The sequence below is a fragment of the Mesorhizobium sp. WSM4310 genome, from assembly GCF_007003935.1.
Taxonomy (GTDB): Bacteria; Pseudomonadota; Alphaproteobacteria; order Rhizobiales; family Rhizobiaceae; genus Mesorhizobium.
Window position 1 is genome coordinate 15543 of sequence record NZ_VFTA01000019.1, and the last position, 21703, is coordinate 37245.

At 64.6% G+C, this 21703-nt stretch carries 16 protein-coding genes; 9 read left to right on the top strand and 7 right to left on the bottom strand.

The window, feature by feature from the left end; translation table 11 throughout:
- Positions 1–3 precede the first annotated feature (3 nt).
- Both FJV80_RS20165 and FJV80_RS20170 read left to right on the top strand, forming a co-directional pair.
- The gene (locus tag FJV80_RS20165) at positions 4–1116 is read left to right on the top strand and encodes an NAD(P)/FAD-dependent oxidoreductase (protein ID WP_142877229.1); all 1113 of its coding nucleotides are present in this window, start codon (positions 4–6) and stop codon (positions 1114–1116) included.
- 75 nt (positions 1117–1191) lie between these two features.
- The gene (locus FJV80_RS20170; RefSeq protein WP_142877230.1) at positions 1192–3249 is read left to right on the top strand and encodes an ABC transporter ATP-binding protein/permease; all 2058 of its coding nucleotides are present in this window, start codon (positions 1192–1194) and stop codon (positions 3247–3249) included.
- 117 nt (positions 3250–3366) lie between these two features.
- Here FJV80_RS20170 and FJV80_RS20175 read toward each other — a convergent pair whose 3' ends face one another.
- The 5 genes from FJV80_RS20175 to FJV80_RS20195 all read right to left on the bottom strand — a co-directional run bounded on the left by FJV80_RS20175 (position 3367) and on the right by FJV80_RS20195 (position 13122).
- Complete coding sequence (locus tag FJV80_RS20175; RefSeq protein ID WP_095792429.1) at positions 3367–4881, bottom strand: malonyl-CoA synthase; 1515 nt, start codon at positions 4879–4881, stop codon at positions 3367–3369.
- Between the two features lie 179 nt (positions 4882–5060).
- Positions 5061–5804, bottom strand: a complete 744-nt coding sequence (locus tag FJV80_RS20180; RefSeq protein WP_095773348.1) for a GntR family transcriptional regulator — start codon at positions 5802–5804, stop codon at positions 5061–5063.
- Positions 5805–6156: 352 nt separating this feature from the next.
- Entirely contained in the window at positions 6157–6834 is a 678-nt protein-coding gene (rpe, locus tag FJV80_RS20185) for a ribulose-phosphate 3-epimerase (protein ID WP_095773449.1), read from the bottom strand.
- Positions 6835–7022: 188 nt separating this feature from the next.
- Positions 7023–10880, bottom strand: a complete 3858-nt coding sequence (locus tag FJV80_RS20190) for a hypothetical protein (protein ID WP_142877231.1) — start codon at positions 10878–10880, stop codon at positions 7023–7025.
- A 10-nt stretch (positions 10881–10890) separates the two neighbouring features.
- Positions 10891–13122 carry a hypothetical protein gene (locus FJV80_RS20195; RefSeq protein WP_142877232.1) on the bottom strand — a complete coding sequence of 744 codons (2232 nt, stop codon included), beginning with the start codon at positions 13120–13122 and terminating at the stop codon, positions 10891–10893.
- 212 nt (positions 13123–13334) lie between these two features.
- Here FJV80_RS20195 and dnaK point away from each other — a divergent pair, with 212 nt between their 5' ends.
- The 6 genes from dnaK to FJV80_RS20225 all read left to right on the top strand — a co-directional run bounded on the left by dnaK (position 13335) and on the right by FJV80_RS20225 (position 19140).
- Complete coding sequence (dnaK, locus tag FJV80_RS20200) at positions 13335–15251, top strand: molecular chaperone DnaK (protein WP_010912682.1); 1917 nt, start codon at positions 13335–13337, stop codon at positions 15249–15251.
- Between the two features lie 223 nt (positions 15252–15474).
- On the top strand, positions 15475–16605 hold the full coding sequence (dnaJ, locus tag FJV80_RS20205) for a molecular chaperone DnaJ (protein ID WP_095773351.1): 1131 nt from the start codon (positions 15475–15477) through the stop codon (positions 16603–16605).
- A 151-nt stretch (positions 16606–16756) separates the two neighbouring features.
- On the top strand, positions 16757–17362 hold the full coding sequence (pmtA, locus tag FJV80_RS20210) for a phospholipid N-methyltransferase PmtA (protein ID WP_095773352.1): 606 nt from the start codon (positions 16757–16759) through the stop codon (positions 17360–17362).
- Between the two features lie 153 nt (positions 17363–17515).
- Complete coding sequence (locus tag FJV80_RS20215; RefSeq protein ID WP_142877233.1) at positions 17516–18112, top strand: NADPH-dependent FMN reductase; 597 nt, start codon at positions 17516–17518, stop codon at positions 18110–18112.
- Positions 18113–18123: 11 nt separating this feature from the next.
- A complete protein-coding gene (gene pyrF, locus FJV80_RS20220; protein ID WP_185975239.1) occupies positions 18124–18837 on the top strand; it encodes an orotidine-5'-phosphate decarboxylase in 714 nt (237 codons plus the stop codon).
- Between the two features lie 15 nt (positions 18838–18852).
- Entirely contained in the window at positions 18853–19140 is a 288-nt protein-coding gene (locus tag FJV80_RS20225; protein WP_095773354.1) for a DUF1330 domain-containing protein, read from the top strand.
- Between the two features lie 22 nt (positions 19141–19162).
- Here the strand turns inward: FJV80_RS20225 and FJV80_RS20230 are convergent, their stop codons facing one another.
- On the bottom strand, positions 19163–19909 hold the full coding sequence (locus FJV80_RS20230) for a GntR family transcriptional regulator (RefSeq protein WP_142877234.1): 747 nt from the start codon (positions 19907–19909) through the stop codon (positions 19163–19165).
- 82 nt (positions 19910–19991) lie between these two features.
- On the opposite strand from FJV80_RS20230, the gene FJV80_RS20235 reads away from it, so the two are divergent.
- Positions 19992–20528: an autotransporter gene (locus FJV80_RS20235; protein ID WP_142877235.1), complete on the top strand. Its 537-nt coding sequence runs from the start codon at positions 19992–19994 to the stop codon at positions 20526–20528.
- Between the two features lie 7 nt (positions 20529–20535).
- On the opposite strand, the gene FJV80_RS20240 is transcribed toward FJV80_RS20235, so the two are convergent.
- Positions 20536–21609 (bottom strand): D-alanine:D-lactate ligase-like protein, encoded by a 1074-nt coding sequence (locus FJV80_RS20240; protein WP_142877236.1) that lies wholly within the window; start codon positions 21607–21609, stop codon positions 20536–20538.
- Positions 21610–21703 lie beyond the last annotated feature (94 nt).

Consider the following 21703-nt stretch of genomic DNA (forward strand, 5'->3'; position numbering starts at 1 on the left):
GCCATGCAGACAATCGATTGTGTCGTCGCCGGAGCAGGCGTCGTCGGGCTTGCCATCGCCAGGGCGCTTGCCGTGTCGGGCCGCGAGGTGGTGGTGGTCGAGCAGGCGGATGCGATCGGCACCGTCACCAGTTCACGCAATTCCGAAGTCATCCATGCCGGGCTCCATTATGCGCCGGGAAGCCTGAAGGCCCGGCTCTGCGTCGAAGGGCGCCGGCGTCTCTACGCCTACTGCGCCGAGCACGACATCGCCCATAAGCGTACCGCCAAGCTGATCGTCGCCAGCGAGCCAAGCCAGACCGACGGATTGCGGAAGATCGAGGCCAATGCGCGATGCTGCGGGGTCGACGACCTGCAGTTCCTGACGCGTGACGAAGCCGAAAACCTGGAACCTGCACTGACATGCGCGGGCGCGCTCCTGTCGCCATCGACGGGCATTGTCGACAGCCATGCGCTGATGCTGTCGCTGCGCGGCGAGGCCGAAGCCGCCGGTGCGTCCTTGGCTTTCCTGACCACCGTTGCCGGAGCGACGATCGGGACCGGCGGGATCCGGATCGACACGCGCGATGCCAATGGCGAGACCTTCGCCCTGGAAGCGGCTGCCTTCATCAATGCCGCGGGCCTCGAGGCCCAGGCCCTGGCCGCCCGGATCGACGGTTTCCCCGAGGATTTCATCCCCCGGCAGTGGCTGGCGCGCGGGAATTATTTCGCGCTTCCCGGCCGCTCGCCGTTTTCGCGGCTGATCTATCCGGTTCCGGTCGACGGCGGCCTCGGCGTCCATCTGACGCTCGACCTTGGCGGCGGTGCGCGCTTCGGGCCCGATGTCGAATGGATCGACCGTGTGGATTATACGGTCGACCCCGGCCGAAGCGCCGTCTTCTACGAAGCGATCCGGCGCTATTGGCCCGACCTTGCCGAGGGCGCCCTGCTACCGGCCTATGCCGGCGTCAGGCCGAAATTGTCTGGCCCCGGCCAGCCTGCCGCCGATTTCATCATCCAGGGTCCGGCCGATCATGGCGCCGGGCGGATCGTCAATCTGTTCGGCATTGAGAGCCCCGGCCTGACGGCAAGCCTGGCCATCGCCGACCATGTCGTCGAACTGCTGCACCCGCGATAACGGGCGCGGTCAGGAATTTGTCATCTCAAGCGGCCATCATGAAACCTTTTGATTTCGAGCTCGTTGTCGGGGCGTATGTCCGAGGCGAAACCCAGATCCAGACCGGCCGACGGCATCAAACCGCGCGGCGCCCCCAAGCCGCGACGGCAGCGTGACGATCGCTCGCGCGCCGAGGAGCCGCGCGAAAAGAAGCCACGCAACAAGAGGATGTCGACCGTCGAAGCGGCCGCGTCCGGGACTGCCAGCGAAGCTCCGCCGCCGGAAGCCGTCGAACCCGATCCCGAACTGACGCCCAAGCAGGCAGAGGAGGCGCGCAAGAAGTACCTGCTGAAGCGGTTCTGGATCAGCGGACGCGGCTATTGGGGGCGGCACGGCGACAAGCTCGGCTGGCCGTTGACGGTCGGACTGCTGGTCCTGATCGTCGTCAATCTCGGCTTCCAGTACGGGATCAACGTCTGGAACCGCTCGATCTTCGACGCCATCGAGAAGCGCGACGCCCACACCGTCTATTTCCTGAGCGCGGTGTTCGTGCCTGTCGTGCTTGGCAGCATCAGCCTTGTCGTCGCGCAGGTCTATCTGCGCATGACCATGCAGCGCCGCTGGCGCTCCTGGCTGACCGCCTCGGTGATAGCGCGTTGGCTCGCCAACGGCCGCTATTACCAGCTGAATCTCGTGCAGGGCGACCACCAGAACCCCGAGGCCCGCCTCTCGGAAGATCTGCGCGTCGCCACCGAGGCGCCGGTCGATTTCGTCGCCGGCGTGATCGTTGCCACCCTGTCGGCGTCGACCTTCATCGTGGTGCTGTGGACGATTGGCGGGGCCTTGAGCTTCACCCTGGGAGGCTCGACCTTCACCGTGCCCGGCTTCCTCGTCGTCACGGCGGTGATCTATGCCGCGATCACCTCCACCTCGATGTTCGTCATCGGCCGCGATTTCGTGCGGCTGTCCGAAGAGAAGAACCAGACGGAAGCCGAATTCCGCTACGTGCTGACGCGCGTGCGCGAAAACGGCGAGAGCATCGCCTTGCTCGGCGGCGAGGAGGAGGAACGCAGCGGCATCGACAGGACCTTCGGCGGCGTGCTGAAGCGATGGGCGCAACTGACCGGCCAGCATATGCGCACGGCCCTGGTCTCGCAGGGCTCGAGCCTATTCGCACCCGTCGTGCCGGTCTTGCTCTGTGCTCCAAAGTTCCTTGAAGGCTCGATGTCGCTCGGCCAGGTCATGCAGGCGGCCTCCGCCTTCGCCATCGTGCAGGGCGCTTTCGGCTGGCTGGTCGACAATTATCCGCGCCTCGCCGACTGGAACGCCTCCGCGCGCCGCATCGCCTCGCTGATGATGTCGCTCGACGGGCTGGAGCGCGCCGAGCAGAGCGACGAGCTCGGGCGCATCCAGCACGGCGAGACCAAGGGCGATACGATGCTTTCCCTCAACGAGCTCTGCGTGACGCTCGACGACGGCACGTCTGTGGTCAAGGAGACGGAGGTCGCCGTCGAATCGGGCGAACGGGTGCTGGTTTCAGGCGAATCCGGCTCGGGCAAGTCAACGCTGGTGCGGGCGCTCGCCGGTCTGTGGCCGTGGGGAAGCGGCAGCGTCGATTTCCATCCCGACAAGCGGTTGTTCATGCTGCCGCAGCGGCCCTACGTCCCTTCGGGCACACTGCGCCGGGTGGTCGCCTACCCAGCGGCCCCCAACAAGTGGAAGCTCGACCAGATCAAGGCCGCCCTCGACAAGGTCGGCCTCGGCTACCTCGCCGACCGGATCAAGGAGGAAGCGCCCTGGGACCAGACGCTGTCGGGCGGCGAAAAACAGCGTGTCGCCTTCGCGCGCCTTTTGCTGCATCGCCCCGACATCGTCGTGCTGGACGAGGCGACGTCGGCGCTGGACGAAAAGAGCCAGGACCAGATGATGCAAACGGTGATCCGCGAACTGCCAGAGGTGACCATCGTCAGCGTGGCGCATCGCGCCGAACTGGAAGCGTTCCACACCCGCAAGATCACGCTGGAGCGGCGTAAGGGCGGCGCGAAACTGGTCGGGGATATCGACCTCGTGCCGCGCAACCGCAAACGCGGCCTATTTCAGCGCGCCTTGTGGGGCTCCGGCACGAGGACCGAAAAGCCGCGTAAGACGAAGTAACGGGGCCCCCCACTACCTAGAGCAATTCCAGGAAAAGTGTGAGCGGTTTTCCGTCCGGAATTGCGTCAAAACAAAGAGTTAGAGCGGTTCGCCGTTTCCATGAAACGGTGAAACGCTCTAGGACGTGTAGAGATCCTTGTAGGCGTCGCGCAGAAGATTCTTCTGGACCTTGCCCATCGTGTTGCGCGGCAATTCGTCGACGAAGATCACCTGCTTCGGGTGCTTGTACCTGGCCAGGCGCTCGGCGATGGCGCCGAGGATTTCGGCTCCGCTGATCGCCGCCCCCGGCGCCCGCACGACGACCGCGGTGACGCCTTCGCCGAAATCCGGATGGGCGACGCCGATGACGGCGCTCTCGCTCACGCCGTCAAGCGCGTCGATCTCGCTTTCCAGTTCCTTCGGATAGATGTTGAAGCCGCCCGAAATGATCAGGTCCTTGCCACGGCCGACGATATGGACATAGCCGTCGGTGTCGATCATGCCGAGATCGCCGGTGATGAAGAAACCGTCGGCGCGGAATTCCGCCTTGGTCTTTTCCGGCATGCGCCAGTAGCCGCCAAAAACGTTCGGACCCTTGACCTCGATCATGCCGACCTCGCCTTGGGCCAGCGGCTTGCCGCTGTCCGGGTCGGCGATGCGCAGCGACACGCCAGGCAAGGGGAAGCCGACCGTGCCGGCGCGCCGTTCGCCCTCATAGGGGTTCGAGGTGTTCATGTTGGTCTCGGTCATGCCGTAGCGTTCGAGGATGGCGTGGCCGGTGCGTTCGCGCCAGGCCTTGTGCGTGTCGGCCAGCAGCGGCGCCGAACCGGATACGAACAGCCGGATGGTCTTCGTCGCCTGTCGGTCCAGTCCATCCTGCTGCAGCAGCCGCACATAGAAGGTCGGCACGCCCATCAGCGCGGTGGCGCGCGACAGTAGCGCGACGATGCGGGCCGGATCGAATTTCTGTTCGAACAGCATCGAGGCGCCCGCCATCAGGACGACATTGGTGGCGACGAACAGGCCATGGGTGTGGAAGATCGGCAAAGCGTGGATCAGCACATCGCCCGACGTGAAGCGCCATTGCTCGACCAGCACCCGCGCATTCGAGGCCAGGTTTTCGTGGCTGAGCATGGCGCCTTTCGAGCGGCCTGTCGTTCCCGACGTGTAGAGGATTGCCGCGAGATCATCCGGCCCGCGCACCACATCGTGAAAATCCGACGGCAGATGCGAGGCCTGGTCCGCCAGCGATCCCCGGCCATAGCGGTCGAGCGTGACGACGACGGCGCCGGATGGCTCGACCATGCGGCCGATATCGGCCGCCTTTGCCGGATCGCAGACGATGACGCGCGGCGCTGCATCCGAGAAGAAATAGTCGAGCTCGGTCAGCGTGTAGGCGGTGTTGAGCGGCAGGAAGACGGCGCCGGCGCGCACGCAGGCGAGATAGAGCAGCAGCGCTTCCGGGCTCTTCTCGACCTGCACGGCGACCCGGTCGCCGGGCTCGACATCCAACTGCAGGAGCGCATGCGCGAGCTGCGCCGACCGCGCCAGCATGTCGCCATAGCCGAGCGCGCGCCCGTCATCGGTTTCCATCAACAGATGCCCGGGCGCCGGCATCCGGGACCGGAACGCGTCGAACAGATGATTGCTCATGAAGTCTTCCTGCGGTGACGGCAATGGCGACGCCGGCAGTGCCTCTGGGGCGACATGAGTCGGCGGCGAAGAGTTCGCGTTTCCCGGCCATGCCGTCAAGGCCGCAAACGGCGGTCCAGCACGTCACGTCCGCCGAAAGGTGGCTAAGGATCGCGACAAGGCGCCAAGGGAAAAGATCGTTACGGCCGGGCGCGTGCGGCCGAGGCGGCGACCTTTGAGACTTCGCCTTGCTTGAAACGCTCCATGCATATGGAAGCGGTCAGCTGGTAGTGCTCGATCAAGGCCTTGACCGCGCCGTCGGCATTGCCGTCCAGTGCGCATTCGGCGATCAGCCGGTGTTCGGCGAAATCGTCGCGCGGGATGCTTTCGCCGTCATTGGCCATTTGCCGGTAGCGGTAGGCGTGATCGGAAAGCTGATCGCAGAAACCCACCAGCCAGTGCGACCGGCAGGCCGAAATCAGCACCCGATGGAAGGTGCGGTGCAGTTTCTCCCAATCGGAATCGAGCGACGTGGCATTTTGCAGCGAAAGACGTGAGGCGCGGCCCAGGCGATGCAGCGCCAGCACCAGCTGTTCCTCCCATTCGGCGGTGCGATGGTCGATGGATTCGCGCAGCGCCCGCTCCTCGAGCCAGCAGCGGGTGCGCGTCAGCTCCTCGAGCTCCGCCGCACTGACCGGCATGATGAAAAAGCCACGCTGGTCGTGGCGACCAAGAAGTCCTTCGGAGGCAAGACGATTGAGAGCTTCGCGAACCGGGGAAGCGCCGGCGCCATATTTGGAAACAACCCACTCGACCCGCAGCTTGCTTTCGGTTTCAAGAGCGCCGCTGAGCAGATCCTCCCGCAGTTGATGATAGACGGTGCTGGCAAGCGTGCTCTTGGATCCTGTGCCGTCGTCGTTCAGATTGGCAGCTCCGTACGTCAAAGCGACTCCTCGTCCCAATTTCTGGCCTGGGCAATTCGAGTCCGAAAAACGTCCCTCTCCGTACATGTATTATACAGCCTCTGCCGTCGGGCGCTCAAGCAGAAGATCGCGTTATTGTACTTTAGCACAAAGAAATATACCCCAAACCGCTGGCGGGTCGGGCAAACTCGCTCATCTCCACAACCAGCGGAAACTTAACGTGTTTCGTATGCACGCAGAATCATCTGTTCTTCGTGTGCTCGTGCGAGCGTCTTTTCTGCCGCGCGCAAAGATGCCGGATCGGGCGGCCGAATCAGCCTTGTCCGGGCTCGACACTCGGCGCATGGATGCACAAGGCGGCCCGCACGAATCCTTAGCCGGCGGCCTTGTCGGCCGCTGTCCTGATCGCCTCGATGTTGGCGCGGTAGGCTTCGATGCTGCCGCCCTTGAAGATGGCCGCGCCCGCCACCAGCACATCGGCGCCGGCTGCCGTGACCAGGGGGGCTGTTTCGGGCGAAACGCCGCCGTCGATCTCGATGCGGATCGGCCGGTCGCCGATCAGCGCCTTGACCCTTCTCACCTTGTCGACGATCCCCGGGATGAAGGCCTGGCCGCCGAAACCCGGATTGACGGTCATGATCAGGATCAGGTCGAGCCGGTCGAGCACATATTCGATCATCGTTTCCGGCGTCGCCGGATTGAGCGATACACCGGCCTTCTTGCCGAGATTCCTGATGGTCTGCAACGAGCGGTCGAGATGCGGCCCGGCCTCGGCATGCACGGTCATGCCGTCGCAGCCGGCTTCGGCGAAAGCGGCGAGGTAGGGATCGGCCGGCGCAATCATCAGATGGCAGTCGAAGAAGGCCTTGGTGCGGTTGCGGATCGCCTTGATGACGGGCGGGCCGAAGGTGATGTTGGGGACGAAATGGCCATCCATGACATCGAGATGGATCCAGTCGGCGCCTGCCGCCGCGACGGCTTCGACCTCGTCGCCGAGCCTCGAAAAGTCCGAAGCCAGCACCGACGGTGCGATCAAGGTCTTTCTGCTCATCCTGCGGCCTTTCCAAGCGTCCTTTTTCATCGGGCTCTGAACCGACTGCCTAATGCGCTCCAGATGACTTGTCGAGGGCGCAGGTACGGGCGCCGCCTGCAGCGTATGGCGCGGCAGGATTGCCAAGGATCAAAAAAGAACCCGCCGGATCGCTCCGGCGGGTTTCTGGTCTGGTGTCGAGCAGCTGGTTACTGCTGCTGGAGCTTCAGGATTCTGTTTGGATCCTGCTGCTGGTCGACCTGCGGCTGACGCCGTGGCAGCACTTGCTGCAGCAGCAATCCCGGGTTGATCTCCAGCGATGGTTGTCCCCGGATCGGCCGGCAGTTCGGATACCGTCCAATCGTGCCTTCCGGGCAGCGCCGCTTGAAGATCGGCTGGCACTGGCCATTGATCATCTGCGTGCCCGGCGCGCACTCCGTCTGCTGCCTGGGCCTGCGGCATGCGCCGTCGATCACCTCGGTGCCGCGCGGACAGACACACTCGCCGCGCTTGTTGTGGACCTGGCCGCGTATGTCGCATTGCTCCAGTTGCGGCTGCTTGCGCCGGCACGCGCCGTCGATCACCTCGGTCCCACGCGGGCAGACGCAATCGCCATTGGCATCGTGCACCTGGCCGCGGATAGCGCACTGCTCGGGCTTCGGCCGGACCGGCCGGCAGGCCCCATTGCGCACCTCGGTGCCCTGTGGACAGACGCAATCGCCATCGCCATTGCGGATCTGTCCGGGGATGCGGCACTGCTCAGGCTTCGGCCGCACCGGACGGCAGGCGCCGTTGCGCACCTCGGTCCCTTGCGGGCAGACGCAGTCGCCATCGCCATTGCGGATCTGGCCGGGGATGCGGCACTCCTCAGGCTTTGGCCGCACCGGGCGGCAGGCGCCGTTGCGCACCTCGGTCCCTTGCGGGCAGACGCAATCGCCATCGGCATTGTGGATTTGGCCGCGGATGGTGCACTGTTCGGGCCTGTCGGTCCTGACGCACGTGCCGTTCTCCAGCGCCGTGCCGCGCGGGCAGATGCAGTGCCCGTCCTCGGTGCGGATCTGGCCTTCGAGCAGCACGCAGCGCTTCGGCGGTGGCGTCGGCAGAATGTTGGTGCCGCCGCCGGTGCACTGGCCGTTGCGGAAGGTGGTGCCTTCCGGGCAGACGCAGCGGCCGGCATCGTTCATGACGAAGCCCGGCGAGCATTCCTTCTTCACCTCATGGGTGATGTTGAAGGGATGGCACGCATAGGCCTTGCCGCGATCGCCCTGCACATTGGCCGCATCCTTGGACAGCACATCGCCGCCGCCCTGCACCCGTGTATCGGGAGACAGGACGCCAACGCAGTTCTGGCCATTGACGTTGCCCTGCAAATTGGCCAGACGCCCGTCGTCGGGAATGACCACGGTGACGTGATGCGACTGGCTCTCGCCGGCGCCGAGCGTCAAGTTGGCAATACAGGACAGAGGCAGGGTCGCCGGTTCGGGCGAGCAGCCGAAGGGCGGGTCGATCGAGGTGATCGCAACGCCGTCCAGCCGGCCGAGACCCTCCACGCCGATCGCATCGCCGATGCGAACCGGACCGGAGAAGGGACTCGTCCCGTCATTGGTGATGGTGATGTCGAACGAGCAGGGCTGGCCGAGCCGGCATTCGCGGTCGCCGGTCTTCTCGACACGGATGGTCGAGGAGCCGCCACCCTTGGCGCAGGCCTGGCCGATCGGATAGACGATGTCGTCGCCAGGCGCCGGACCATAGGAGCCGCGCGCGCAGTTCTCGAACTCGCCATTGGCCGAGACGGTGACGTCGAAGTGCCTGCTGGTTCCGGGCGTCATGACGGCGCCGGGAATCTGGCACGACAGCGTGTTGGCCGGAAGCGGTCCGCACGCCCATTCCGCGCCGTCGGGGGTGACGGTCTGGATCTGGACCGGCGCCCCGCCCGACACCAGCGTGGCGGCATCGTTGACCCGCACAGGACCGGTGGGGGCGGCCGTGCCGGCGTTGGAGACGGTGATGCGGCAAGAGACGAGCGCGGCACCGGCCAGCGAGCCGTTGCACACCTTGGTGATACGCAGGCCAGGCTTGCCGCCATTGGGACGACGGATGCGTTCCTTGGCGCAGGCCTTGTTGTTGGTGAGGTCGACCTCACCGGGAATGGCCTTCACCGCGGCACAGTTCTCGACCGTATCCGACTGGTAGCCGGCCGGCATGACCGCCTTGACGAAGATCGGCGTCGAGGCGCCCGCGGGCAGCGAGATGCCGGCATTGTCGCAGCGGAACTGGCCGGGGCCGTTCCGACCGCATGTCCAGGGCGGGCTCGGCCCGAAGGTCGAGGAGCTCGGCGCGCCGCTGGGATAGTTGTCGATCACCGTCAACGGCCCGTTATAGGTCGATGTTCCGTTGTTGATGATGTCGATCACGAAGGTGCAGACGCCGTCCGGCGTGCAGATTTCGGTACGGGCCCGCTTCTTCAGGATCAGGTCGACCTTCTTCTGGACCGGCGGCTGGCAGTCGCGGTCACGATCGCCACGGCGGCAGATCGGGATCGAGGCGCAGCCACGGTCGTTCGACTGGCTGCCGAACAACGGCTTGCCGCTGGCGGCATAGTTGTAGGTCGCGCAGTTGCGCAGTGCACTGCCTTGCCAGCCCCCGGCCGGCTTGAAGCCGAGCTTGAGGTCGACAAAGGCCCCCGGGTTGAGCGTGGTCACCGGATAGGTGCACGTCATCGGGGTGGTGCCGGGCACGCAGACCCAGGGCGGATTGGGCCCCGAACTCAGCGTCGAGCCGGCCGGCAGCGTCACCTCGTCGAGCACGATCTTGCCGTTGTAGGGTGCGGTGCCGACATTGGTGACCCGGATGGTGAAGTCACAGCCGCCGGCCATCGTGCAACGTGGCACGTCGGCGCGTTTCTCGACCTTGAGGTCCGGCTGCTTTTCAGGCGGGCATCTGACGTCGCGCGGGATGACGATGTCGATGGTCTGCGTGCAGCACAGGCCCCAGCCTTCCTTCGGCCCGGCATAGGTCTCGATGCCGGTGACGATGACGTGGATGACGTCGCCGGGCGATGCGCCGACGATCTTCCAGTTCAGCACGCCGCCGCCTGGAGGCACCAGCTGGGTGTCAGGGATGATGGTGATGCCGGGCGTCGTCGTCGAAACCTGCACCCATTTGCCGCCCATCTCCGGGCCGACCGGCATGTGGTAGATGAAGGCGCCGCCGCCGGGCACGCAATCGACGGTGCCGCGTTCCACCTTGAAGCATTCCTTGCCGGGAGGTGGCGGCGGCGGGTTGCATTTGGTGACGTCGATCTTGATCGAGGTCTTCACACCGGTCTTATAGTCGCCGTCGTCCGGCTTGCCCGGATCCTGCGACGGGATGACGGTCGCCGGGCCGCCCCTCAGGCTCACTCTGATCTGGCCCTGGTTGTCGACCGTCGTCGGCGCAGGAAACGCCGCATGGTCTATCTTGGCGGTGATCCGGAAGGTGATGATGCGTTCGTTCACGGCGCCTGACCCGTCGAGGTCGGAGGCGGAAATCCGGAAATCGGAAACATCGGCGGTATCGTCGGGTCCGGCCGAATTGCTGATGACGGCCGCCGGCAGCGGTCCGCCAGAAGCGTCCGTGCCGTCGCCGGCGACCTGCACGTTGACGATCGACAGTCCGTGCGGCAGCTGGTCCTTGAAGTCGATCCTTGCGGCTTTCAGCAAGGCGGCGAGGCTCGGATTGTCGAAGCCTTTCGGATCGCCGCGCAGGCCGAAGCTCAGGAAATATTCGACATAGTCGCAGCTTCGCTGGCCGCCTTTCTTGGTGAAGAAGGGCACGATCCGGCCGGGCTCCGGATTGATCACCCGGGGATTGTCGAGTTCGAGCCGTGGCTCCGGACTGACGGTTTCGAGTTGACCGGCCGGAGCAAGGTCTTCAGCGAAGCCGTGCACCGGGGTGAGCATGGCGACCGCGATACCGGCCGCCATCAGCCAGCGCGCGCCGCGCCTGGCATATGACAGGGGTTTCATGATCGTCTCCATGACGGTTGAGTGGTTTTGCGCGAACGGGGAGAGTGCGAGATTGTTCATCTTCCCCTCCTCAACGTTCGCAGCTGACGGCTGGGGTGCGGAGCGGCAAGGTCATCTTGCAGCAAGGGTAGTAGCCACCCTTGTCCTTGTCGGACTTCCTGTAGAAGCATAGTCCAACATCCACTCTGTCGCCCGGATAGTGGCCGGTGATGCCGATCGTGTAAGGCGTGCCGGGCGCATGCGACATGGGTGAGGTCACCGCGACGCCTGGCGTCCTGGACTGGGCCTTGATCGAATCGCCGCCGAAGCCGGCATGGTCATGGAGATAGAGATCGGCCTCGAGGCCCGAAGGCGTGCAGTAATACTGGACGTCCTCGACATCGAGACAGGGAGGCAGGTTGCCGGGCGGTGGGAAGTCCGGCGGGTAGAAGGGTGGCAGATAGCCGCCCGGGATTTCTTCATAATAGCCGGCGCGGCCCTCGCAGGGGTGCCAGACGGCGACGTCGCCGACATGGCCTTCCACCTCGGGATCTTCGAAATAGCCGTCGAAATCGACGAACCAGGAACCGAAGGGCGGCACGTTGGCCGGCTTGACCTTGGGCGTGATCTGCACGCCATGCACGGCGAGCGGCCCGCCGGCTGAGAGCTGCTCGGCAAGCGTCGGATTGTCGCGCAATTTGTCGCCGGTGTTGACCAGCGTCTGCGTGCACACCGAGGTGTCGAGATTGCCGTCGGCGTCATAGCCATATTGCAGGTCGAGGCCGCCGGCCGACTGCCGGTTGCCTTGCGGGAAGCCGACCGCATATTCCTGCGGCACTTCCACCCAGACCGATTCCGTTGCCGGATCGTCCGGATTCTCGTGCCAGTAGCGGATGACCTCGCCTTTGCCGGAATCGGCGAACTGGCTGTAATCATAGCGGTTTTCGACCGGGCCGCGCTGGGCGAGATACATGAAGCCGCTGTTGTCGAAGGCGATATCGGTGACGGCGTAGTCCTTGTCGGCCTTGACCGTCAGTTCCCAGCGCGGGTCGCCGGCAAAGCCGCCGTCGCGGGCAATGCCCACCGACCAGATTTCCGACTTTTCGCCGACCGAATAGTAGAGCCGGCCGCCATGGTAGGAGACGGCCCAAACGCGGCGCTCGTCCTGGGTGTAGCCCCAGGTCTCGGGGTCTTCCGTGTCGAAGGCGGCACCCTGAATGTCCATCACCGCGGCATCGTCGGCGACGGGAGCCAGGCCATGCGCCGGGCGCCCGGCGACGCCATGATCGAACGTGTCGATCAATCTGCCGGTGGCGTCGATGCGATGGATCAGGCCGGTGTCGAGATCCGAGGCGAAGAACTGGCGGTGGTTGGGATCGAAGGTGAGATTGCCGATGCCGGGACCGCTGTCGGTGTCGATGTCGGCGAATTTGGCGACCTGGCCGGTGATGCCGTCGATCTTCCAGATGGTGCCCGGGCCGCCGCCGTTTTCGGTGCCGAACTGGCCATCCATGAAAGTGGCGCCTGCCGTGCCGCGGCGCTGCCGCTCCGGCCTGCCGTCACTGTCGGCGTCCGGCGTGACGATGCGGATGCCGTGCAGCGAGGTTGCGGCGGCGTAAAGATTGGGAACGCCCGACGGAACCCCGTCGCGCACGCCGTCATCATAGGTGAGGCCGAAAACCTGGCCGATCTGGCCGGCCGTCACCTCGAAGGGCGGCGGCGTGAAGACGAGCTGGCCCGAGGCCGGCCCGCCGAGATGCGAAACGTCGAAAACGCGCAAGGTGGCGCGCGTGGTGTCGATGAAGGTTTCGTCGACCGGATCGACGCCGGGCGGCAGGCCTGCGTCGAAGTTCGGAATGACGGTGCCGGAAAATCCGGTGACCGCCATCGAGCCGGGATAGATGATCTGGGTGTCCTGCGCCCGGGCGACGCCGCCAAGCCAAAGGCCGGCGGTCAGGGCAATCACAAGAAGTCCGCCGGTTGCCTTGATCAGGCGGTGCAAACGGCTGGCGCGAGAAGGCACGAACGGGCCGTGATCGCAAGACATGGAACTCCCCCCGAAGTCTGCGGGAGGAGCCTCCGGCTGTGCCGCGCGAACCAGGGCAAGGCGCGGCGGTCCGGCTCGTTCTTCCCTGCTCGAATTGTCTGCTTTCCTCATTGTCACGATACGCCTGCTCTTACGCAGGGTCAACGGAATCAGCAGGAAGCCCAGCGCATCGACCCCGTCCCGAAGGCGGTGGTCGCGCCGAGTTCCTGTTGTTCCCGGAGACCTGGGAGTCTCTGGGTTGCTGGTCATGGGGGCTTCCTTTCCGGGCCGCACCATGCGGCACCTTGACCTCTGTCGCGGACGGAGGTGGAAAGGTTCATGGAAGCCTTGCGCAGAATGCTTGCGCCCGCTGTCGCGTGTTCTTATATACGCGCCAAGCCGTCCGACGCCGGAACTCCGGTGGCCGGACGGGATTTCTTGTGAACAGGGGCTTTCGTCGGAACGCCTTCACGGGTCCTGAAAGCCTGCTTAGCGGAGAGACTAGAAAAATGGCAAAAGTAATCGGTATCGATCTCGGAACCACCAATTCCTGCATCGCCATCATGGATGGCAAGGAGCCCAAGGTTATCGAGAATGCGGAAGGCGCGCGCACGACGCCTTCCATCGTCGCCATCTCGGGCGACGGCGAACGTCTGGTCGGCCAGCCGGCCAAGCGCCAGGCGGTCACCAATCCTGAAAACACCATCTTCGCGGTCAAGCGCCTGATCGGCCGCCGCTATGACGATCCGGTGACGGAAAAGGACAAGAAGCTTGTCCCCTACAAGATCGTCAAGGGCGACAATGGTGATGCCTGGGTCGAAGCCGGCGGCAAGAAGCAGTCGCCCAGCCAGATCTCGGCCATGATCCTGCAGAAGATGAAGGAAACGGCGGAAGCCTATCTCGGCGAGAAGGTCGAGAAGGCGGTCATCACCGTTCCGGCCTATTTCAACGACGCCCAGCGCCAGGCCACCAAGGACGCCGGCAAGATCGCCGGCCTCGAAGTGCTGCGCATCATCAACGAGCCGACGGCCGCCGCGCTCGCCTACGGCCTCGACAAGAAGGATGGCAAGACCATTGCCGTCTATGACCTTGGCGGCGGCACGTTCGACATTTCGGTGCTCGAAATCGGCGACGGCGTGTTCGAGGTGAAGTCGACCAATGGCGACACCTTCCTCGGCGGCGAGGATTTCGACATGCGCCTGGTCGAGTATCTGGCGGCCGAGTTCAAGAAGGAACAGGGCATCGACCTGAAGAACGACAAGCTCGCCTTGCAGCGGCTCAAGGAGGCGGCTGAAAAGGCCAAGATCGAGCTGTCGTCCACCACGCAGACCGAAATCAACCTGCCCTTCATCACCGCCGACGCGACCGGGCCTAAGCACCTGACGCTGAAGCTGACGCGCGCCAAGTTCGAAAGCCTGGTCGAGGATCTCGTCCAGCGCACCATCGACCCGTGCAAGGCAGCACTCAAGGATGCCGGCCTGAAGGCTGGCGAGATCGACGAAGTGGTCCTGGTCGGCGGCATGACCCGCATGCCCAAGATCCAGGAGATCGTGAAGCAGTTCTTCGGCAAGGAGCCGCACAAGGGCGTCAACCCGGATGAGGTCGTTGCTCTCGGCGCCGCCATCCAGGCCGGCGTGCTGCAGGGCGACGTCAAGGACGTGCTGTTGCTCGACGTGACGCCGCTGTCGCTCGGCATCGAGACGCTGGGCGGCGTGTTCACCCGGCTGATCGAGCGCAACACGACGATCCCGACCAAGAAGAGCCAGGTGTTCTCGACCGCTGAAGATTCGCAGTCGGCCGTGACCATCCGCGTCTTCCAGGGCGAGCGTGAAATGGCCGCCGACAACAAGGCGCTCGGCCAGTTCGACCTGGTCGGCATTCCGCCGGCGCCGCGCGGGGTGCCGCAGATCGAGGTCACCTTCGACATCGACGCCAACGGCATCGTCAACGTTTCGGCCAAGGACAAGGGCACCGGCAAGGAGCACCAGATCCGCATCCAGGCCTCGGGTGGCCTTTCGGACGCCGACATCGAGAAGATGGTGAAGGACGCCGAAGCCAATGCCGAGACCGACAAGAAGCGGCGCGCCGTGGTCGAGGCCCGTAACCAGGCCGAGGCGCTGGTGCATTCGTCCGAGAAGTCGCTGAAGGAATATGGCGACAAGGTCTCGGAAGCCGAGCGCACGGCGATTTCCGATGCCATCGCGGCACTGAAGACCGCCGCCGAGGGCGACGACGCGGCCGACATCGAGGCCAAGAGCCAGGCGCTCGCCGAAGCTTCGATGAAGCTCGGCCAGGCCATGTACGAGGCCTCGCAGAAGGAAGCGGCGGAAGCCGACGCCAAGGCGGATGCCGCCAAGGACTCCGACGTGGTCGATGCCGATTTCGAGGAAATCGACGAGGACGACGACAAGAAGAAGTCGGCCTGAGCCGCTTGACGGCAAGATAAAGCGGAAAGCCCGGCGTAAAGCCGGGCTTTTTTGCAACCCTCGCTGAAAAAAGTGCGGGGCCTGCCGAAAAAATCACTGAAAACCACGGACAAGTTCGCGCCGGCCCTAGCATCGGGGCAGCACCGCTCCTAAATCGAGGCGACGTGCCGGCAAACGACGCAACAATGCATCAAGACGTTGAGCATCCGGACAGCGGGAAAAAATGAAAGCTGATTTCTACGAAACGCTGGGCGTACAAAAGGGCGCCGACGAGAAGGAGCTCAAGAGCGCTTTCCGCAAGCTCGCCATGCAGTTCCATCCTGACCGCAACCCCGGCGATCACTCCTGCGAGCACAAGTTCAAGGAAATCAACGAAGCCTACGAGACGCTGAAAGACCCGCAGAAACGCGCGGCCTATGACCGTTTCGGCCACGCCGCCTTCGAACAGGGCGGCATGAATGGCGGGGCGCAGGGCTTTGGCGCCGGCGGTTTCGCCGACATCTTCGAGGATATTTTCGGCGACATGATGGGTGGGCGCCAGCGCCGCTCGTCGGGCGGCCGCGAGCGCGGCGCCGACCTGCGCTACAACATGGAAATCTCGCTGGAAGAGGCTTTCGCGGGAAAGACCGCGCAGATCCGTGTGCCGGCCTCGATCTCGTGCTCGGAATGCTCCGGCAGCGGCGCCAAGCCCGGCACCCAGCCGGTGACCTGCTCGATGTGCCATGGCCATGGCAAGGTGCGGGCGACGCAAGGCTTCTTCTCGATCGAGCGCACCTGCCCGCAATGCCAGGGCCGCGGCCAGACGATCAAGGATCCGTGCCCGAAATGCGCCGGCCAGGGCCGCGTCACCGAGGAGCGTTCGCTGTCGGTCAACATTCCGGCCGGCATCGAGGACGGCACCCGCATCCGCCTTGCCAATGAGGGCGAGGCCGGCCTGCGCGGCGGGCCCTCGGGCGATCTCTATATTTTCCTGGCGGTGAAGCCGCACGAATTCTTCCAGCGCGATGGTGCCGATCTCTATTGCAAGGTGCCGATCTCGATGACGACGGCGGCCCTTGGCGGCTCCTTCGAGGTGACGACGCTGGACGGCACCCAGACCAAGGTGAAAGTGCCCGAAGGCACGCAGAATGGCCGCCAGTTCCGCCTCAAGGGCAAGGGCATGCCGGTGCTGCGCCAGCCCAATATCGGCGACCTCTATATCCAGACCGCTGTCGAGACGCCGCAGAACCTGTCGCGCCGCCAGCGCGAGTTGCTGGAGGAGTTCGAGCAGCTGTCCTCGCAGGACAATTCGCCCCAATCGAGCGGGTTTTTCGCCCGCATGAAGGATTTCTTCGAGTCCTTCAGCGAACGTTGATGGTGCAAGAACGGCGCGGGAATCGATGAAACGCGCCGTGTTTTGAGACGCGACGAAATCTATCTTATCCACGACATGCGTCTCGCAACGCCTTGCCTTGCGTCAACCAGGTGTTAAGTAGCTTTGCGGGGGAGCCTTGAGGAGAGCTTGCATGACACGTGGTCACGGACTGCGGAAGGCGCTTGCCGAGAAGTTCGACGACGAACTCAAATTCTTCAAGGGCTGGATCGACAAGCCGAAGACGGTCGGTTCGATCGTGCCGACCAGTTCGATCACCGCGCGCAAGATGGCCTCGATCGTCAATCCCAGGTCCGGCCTGCCGGTGCTTGAAGTTGGTCCCGGCACCGGTGTCATCACCCGTGCCATCCTCGCCCAGGGCGTGCGGCCCGAAAACCTCTATGCCGTCGAATACAGCGCGGATTTCGTGCGCCATCTGCGCCAGCTCTATCCCGGCGTCAACGTCATCGAGGGCGACGCCTTCAACCTCAACGCCACGCTTGGCGAGAGGAGCGGGATGATTTTCGATTCCGTCGTGTCCGGCGTGCCGCTGCTCAATTTCCCGGTCGCCCAGCGCATCGCCTATATAGAGAGCCTGCTCGACCGCATTCCGGCGGGCCGTCCGATCGTGCAGCTGACCTATGGCCCGATGTCGCCGATCCCGGCCGGTCGCGGCGACTATACGGTCAAGCATTTCGATTTCATCTTCCGCAACATCCCGCCGACGCAGCTGTGGATCTACCGCCGCGAAGCGCATTAAGTGAGAGGGGAGTAAGGGAGTAGGAAATGACGATTCGATTTCCGGACTGTTCCCTGCTGACCTACTGCCTTACCGCCTTACTCCCCTATTCACCGACCCAGCCGTTGATTTGAGCTGCCTCTGGCTGTACCTGTCCGGGAACAAGGGTGGCCAATGGCAGTGATCCCGAAAATCCTCGTCTTCGCCGGCTCGGTGCGCCGCGGCGCCTATAGCGGCAGGACCGCCGATGTGGCGCAGAAGGAACTTGCGGTGCAAGGCGCCGAGGTGACCCGCATTTCGCTCGCCGATTATCCCTTGCCGATCCTCGACGAGGATCTCGAGAAGGAAAAAGGCGTCCCCGAAAACGCCGTCAAACTCGGCCGTCTGATATCAGCCCATGACGGATTGCTGATCGCCACGCCGGAGTATAACGGCTCGATCCCGCCGCTGCTCAAGAACACTATCGACTGGGTGAGCCGGGTGCGCCGCGATGGCGGCCGATCGGTGAGGCCGCTTGCCGGCAAGGTCGCCGGGCTGTGCTCGTCCTCCAACGGCCGTTTTGCCGGCATACGCTGCATCAACCATCTGCGCGCCGTGCTGGTACGCTGCCAGATGGAGGTGGTGACACCGGAATGCTCGGTGCCGGACGGCGGCGATGCCTTCGACGAAGGCGGCAATTTCCGTGACGAAAGACTGTACAAATCGATGGAGCATTTATGCCGCACGCTGATCGAAACCTCGCGCATGCTGTCGACCCGGGTCGAGGCGTGACCGCCACGACCATGCAGGCCAAATCCATCCGGGCCCAGTCCATCCAGGAAAGACTGATCGTCGGCCTCGACGTGCCGACCGTGCGGGAAGCCGAGCAGGCGGTGCGCGAACTCGACGGCGTCGTCTCCTTCTACAAGATCGGCTATCAGCTGGCCTTCGCCGGCGGGCTCGACTTCGCCAGGGAACTGGCGAGCGGCGGAACCAAGATCTTCCTCGACATGAAGCTGCTCGACATCGACCATACGGTGGCCAAGGGCGTCGAGAACATCGTCAAGATGGGCATGACCATGCTGACCATCCACGCCTATCCCAAGGCGATGCATGCAGCGGTGGAAGCGGCCAGGGGCAGCGACCTTTGCCTGCTCGCCGTCAGCGTGCTGACCTCGATGGACGAGCAGGACATGATCGATGTCGGCTACGAATATGACCCGCACACGCTGGTGCTGAGGCGCTCGGAACAGGCGCTGCATGCCGGCATGGGCGGCATCGTCTGCTCGGCGGCGGAGGCAGACGCGGTGCGCCGCATCGTCGGCCCCGACATGGCGGTGGTAACGCCCGGCATCCGGCCGGCCGGCAGCGACCATGGTGACCAGAAACGCGTGGTGACGCCGGCGCAAGCAGTCCGCAACGGCGCCAGCCATCTTGTGGTGGGCCGCCCGATCGTCGCGGCAAACGACCGCCGCGCGGCAGCGCAGGCGATCCTCGACGAAATGCGCTCTGCGTAGACAAGGGAGAGAAGAATGCCGAAGGGATACTGGATCGCCCGCGTCGATGTGCGCGATGCCGAAGGCTACAAGGCCTATATCGCCGCTTCGAAGCTCGCCTTCGACCGTTTTGGCGCGAAATTCCTGGCGCGCGGCGGAGCCCATGAGCTGGCCGAAGGGCCTGGCCGCGCCCGCAACGTGATCATCGAATTCGAATCGCTTGCGATCGCGCATGACTGCTACCACTCGCCGGAATATCAGCGCGCGGTGGCCATTCGCCAGAAGGTCGCCGACGGTGAGATCGTGCTGGTCGAAGGGGCCTGAAGCCTATCGCGGCCCACAGGCTTCAGACGAAGTCCTGAAGGTTCACGTCCCGCAGCTTGGCTCCGCCAAGCAGCGCCCCCACCAGCTGGTGCTTGAGGGCAAGGCACTGCGAGCGGGCGAGTTTCACGATGCCGGGAACGTCGCTCTTTTCGCAGGCCTGCAGCAATTGCCTCTGCTGTTCGATGATCAGCGGCATGAAATCGCGCGACTTGAAGCCGAGATGGAGCGCCCGTTCCGACTGGTCGAGGATCTGGCTGAGGAGCTGTACCAGCCGCAAATTCTCGGAAAGCTCGACGATCGCCAGGCGGAAGGCACGGTCGGCCGCGAGGAACGCAACGGGGCTGCGCAGCGTCTCCGGCTTCAGCACCTTTCTCGCCGCCAGCCTGATCTCGTCCAGCCCGCGCTCGGTAATGCCGGTGGTGGCAACCCGGAACACTTCCGGCTCGACCAGGCCGCGCACGTCGAAGATCTCGTTGACATCGCGCAGGGTCAGCGTGGTGATGACATAGCCGCGACGCGGCTCGCTCCTGACCAGCCCTTCCTGCATGAGTCGGGCAAGTGCGGAGCGGATCGTCGCCTTCTTGATGCCGTAGCGCGCCTCGATCTGTTTTTCGGTCAAGGCTTCACCGGGCGACAGGACGCAGGCGACGATGTCGCTCTTCAGCTGTTCGTAGGCCTGTTCGCTGCGCAGCACATCGGCCGTCGACAGCGCCGGCGTCCCGTCCGGGGGCGCGGCCGATTTCGATGGCGTGGTTTTGGTCGGCCCCATGCTTCTCTCGCTTCGCGTCGGCCTTGACGCGCATTGGCCATCTTAGTTATGCTCGCTGAGCATCTCAGTCAGGAGCTGTGGCATGCCGCTATTGGCCGACTCCCCTCTCTACCCCGCGATCAGGGATATCGTCAACGCGGCGGCTGGCGCCAATCCCTTCGAGGACGTCAAGGCCGTGCTGAGCGACTATACCAACCGCTTCCATGCGCGCGGCGGACTGGCTCACGAGGAGGAGGACGACGAGCTTTTGCTGCATGCCAGCCCGCAGCTGACGATCTATCACATCACGCTCTCGCCCGGGGTGCAGTATCCGCCACATAACCATCTGATGGACGCCCTGATCGGCATCTATTGGGGCGGCGAGACCAATTTCATCTACCCGCTCGCCGGCCAAAAGGTCGACAAACCGGAGCGGCAGGATTTTTCAGCGCCCGCGCTGGTGCACATGTCTTCCAGCACCATTCACTCGGTCGCCAATACCGGCAGTGCCCGCTCAGGCGCCCTGCATGTCTATCTCGGCGATCTGCCCGGCACCGACCGCCAATTGTGGAGCCTGGCCGACAACCGGCCGGAGCCGTTCGACAACGCCAGGTACATGGCCGGCGCACGGCCGATATAGGCCGAGCCTAGCCGCCGTGGCGCTCGCCGATAAATCGGCTTGCCGCCGTCTCGGCCATCACGTCGGCAAGCTCCAGGCCCCATTGCCGGCGGCAGTAGGCGCGGAAATCGAAGCAGGGAAGGCCGGGGCAGACCTCGAATTCGATCAGGTGAACCGTGTCGTCGGCCTCGACGCGCAGGTCGATGGAAAACACGTCGCGCAGGCCGAGCCCGCCGATCAGCCGCCCGGCGATCGCTCTGATCCTGGCGTCGGCGACCGGCTGGACATCGGCGACGGCGACGAGCTCTGGTTCGGCATAAAATCCTGCCGCCTTCGCCGCCTCGCCGGTCTCGCCGTAGAGCGCCATACTGTCCGCCATGGTCTGGAAATCCGCGCCGGAATCGACAAAGGCGACGCCGAGCGCCTCGACACCGGTTTGCGGCGTCAGTGCGAGAAAGCTGGCGCGCACATTGCGGCCGGCGACATAGGGCTGGACGACGACATCGTCGCGATAGGCGGCGAAGACCCGCCGGCTAAGCTCCAGCGCGTGGCCGAGATCAGCCACACGTGAATCCGGCCAGATGCCGATCTTGGCGCCAAGCCGGTTGGGCTTGACGAACCAGCCGGCGGCGGAGGCCGGCGGCTCGACCAGCCATTTGCCATCACGGGCAAGGCCAGCCTGCGGCGCCGGCAGGCCGAGCGCGCCAAGCACGGCACCGGAGCGGAACTTGTCCTGGCAGAGCGCGAACAGCGAATCATCGGCGCCGATCGTCCGCAACCCCTTGAGCCGGGCCAGTGCGGGAGCCGCGCCGCCACGGAAATAGGCGACGCCGTCGGACAATGTCCAGACCAGCGTGCTCTGCGCATCCGCACCCTCCAGCGCCTCGGCGGCATCGTCGAGCGCCACCGGCGCAAAGGCGAGACCCCGCGCCTCGCAGGCGGCGGCGAGTGCGGCGAATTCGGGGGCGATGTCCGTCGACTGCGCGAGGTAGGATGAGATCTCGGTGGCGCGCTGCGATGGGAAGCCGTCGGCGATCAGACGATCGAAACAAGCCTTCTCCGGCTCGTAGACAAGGATCAGCTTCGGCTTATGCTTTGCCATGATGGGGCGGATTCCAGCGGTGCGATGGCTTGGAGCGCGTCGCGTCGAAACGACATGCATTACCATCCCACGGCGCCTGCCATCGGCTTTCGCG

What these genes read in the sequence shown, in the direction of transcription:
- FJV80_RS20165 (WP_142877229.1), top strand. Translation starts at nt 4, where the DNA reads ATGCAGACAATCGATTGTGTCGTCGCCGGAGCAGGCGTCGTCGGGCTT.
- FJV80_RS20170 (WP_142877230.1), top strand. Translation starts at nt 1,192, where the DNA reads ATGTCCGAGGCGAAACCCAGATCCAGACCGGCCGACGGCATCAAACCG.
- FJV80_RS20175 (WP_095792429.1), bottom strand. Translation starts at nt 4,881, where the DNA reads ATGAGCAATCATCTGTTCGACGCGTTCCGGTCCCGGATGCCGGCGCCC.
- rpe (WP_095773449.1), bottom strand. Translation starts at nt 6,834, where the DNA reads ATGAGCAGAAAGACCTTGATCGCACCGTCGGTGCTGGCTTCGGACTTT.
- FJV80_RS20190 (WP_142877231.1), bottom strand. Translation starts at nt 10,880, where the DNA reads ATGAACAATCTCGCACTCTCCCCGTTCGCGCAAAACCACTCAACCGTC.
- FJV80_RS20195 (WP_142877232.1), bottom strand. Translation starts at nt 13,122, where the DNA reads ATGGTGCGGCCCGGAAAGGAAGCCCCCATGACCAGCAACCCAGAGACT.
- dnaK (WP_010912682.1), top strand. Translation starts at nt 13,335, where the DNA reads ATGGCAAAAGTAATCGGTATCGATCTCGGAACCACCAATTCCTGCATC.
- dnaJ (WP_095773351.1), top strand. Translation starts at nt 15,475, where the DNA reads ATGAAAGCTGATTTCTACGAAACGCTGGGCGTACAAAAGGGCGCCGAC.
- pmtA (WP_095773352.1), top strand. Translation starts at nt 16,757, where the DNA reads ATGACACGTGGTCACGGACTGCGGAAGGCGCTTGCCGAGAAGTTCGAC.
- FJV80_RS20215 (WP_142877233.1), top strand. Translation starts at nt 17,516, where the DNA reads ATGGCAGTGATCCCGAAAATCCTCGTCTTCGCCGGCTCGGTGCGCCGC.
- pyrF (WP_185975239.1), top strand. Translation starts at nt 18,124, where the DNA reads ATGCAGGCCAAATCCATCCGGGCCCAGTCCATCCAGGAAAGACTGATC.
- FJV80_RS20225 (WP_095773354.1), top strand. Translation starts at nt 18,853, where the DNA reads ATGCCGAAGGGATACTGGATCGCCCGCGTCGATGTGCGCGATGCCGAA.
- FJV80_RS20230 (WP_142877234.1), bottom strand. Translation starts at nt 19,909, where the DNA reads ATGGGGCCGACCAAAACCACGCCATCGAAATCGGCCGCGCCCCCGGAC.
- FJV80_RS20235 (WP_142877235.1), top strand. Translation starts at nt 19,992, where the DNA reads ATGCCGCTATTGGCCGACTCCCCTCTCTACCCCGCGATCAGGGATATC.
- FJV80_RS20240 (WP_142877236.1), bottom strand. Translation starts at nt 21,609, where the DNA reads ATGGCAAAGCATAAGCCGAAGCTGATCCTTGTCTACGAGCCGGAGAAG.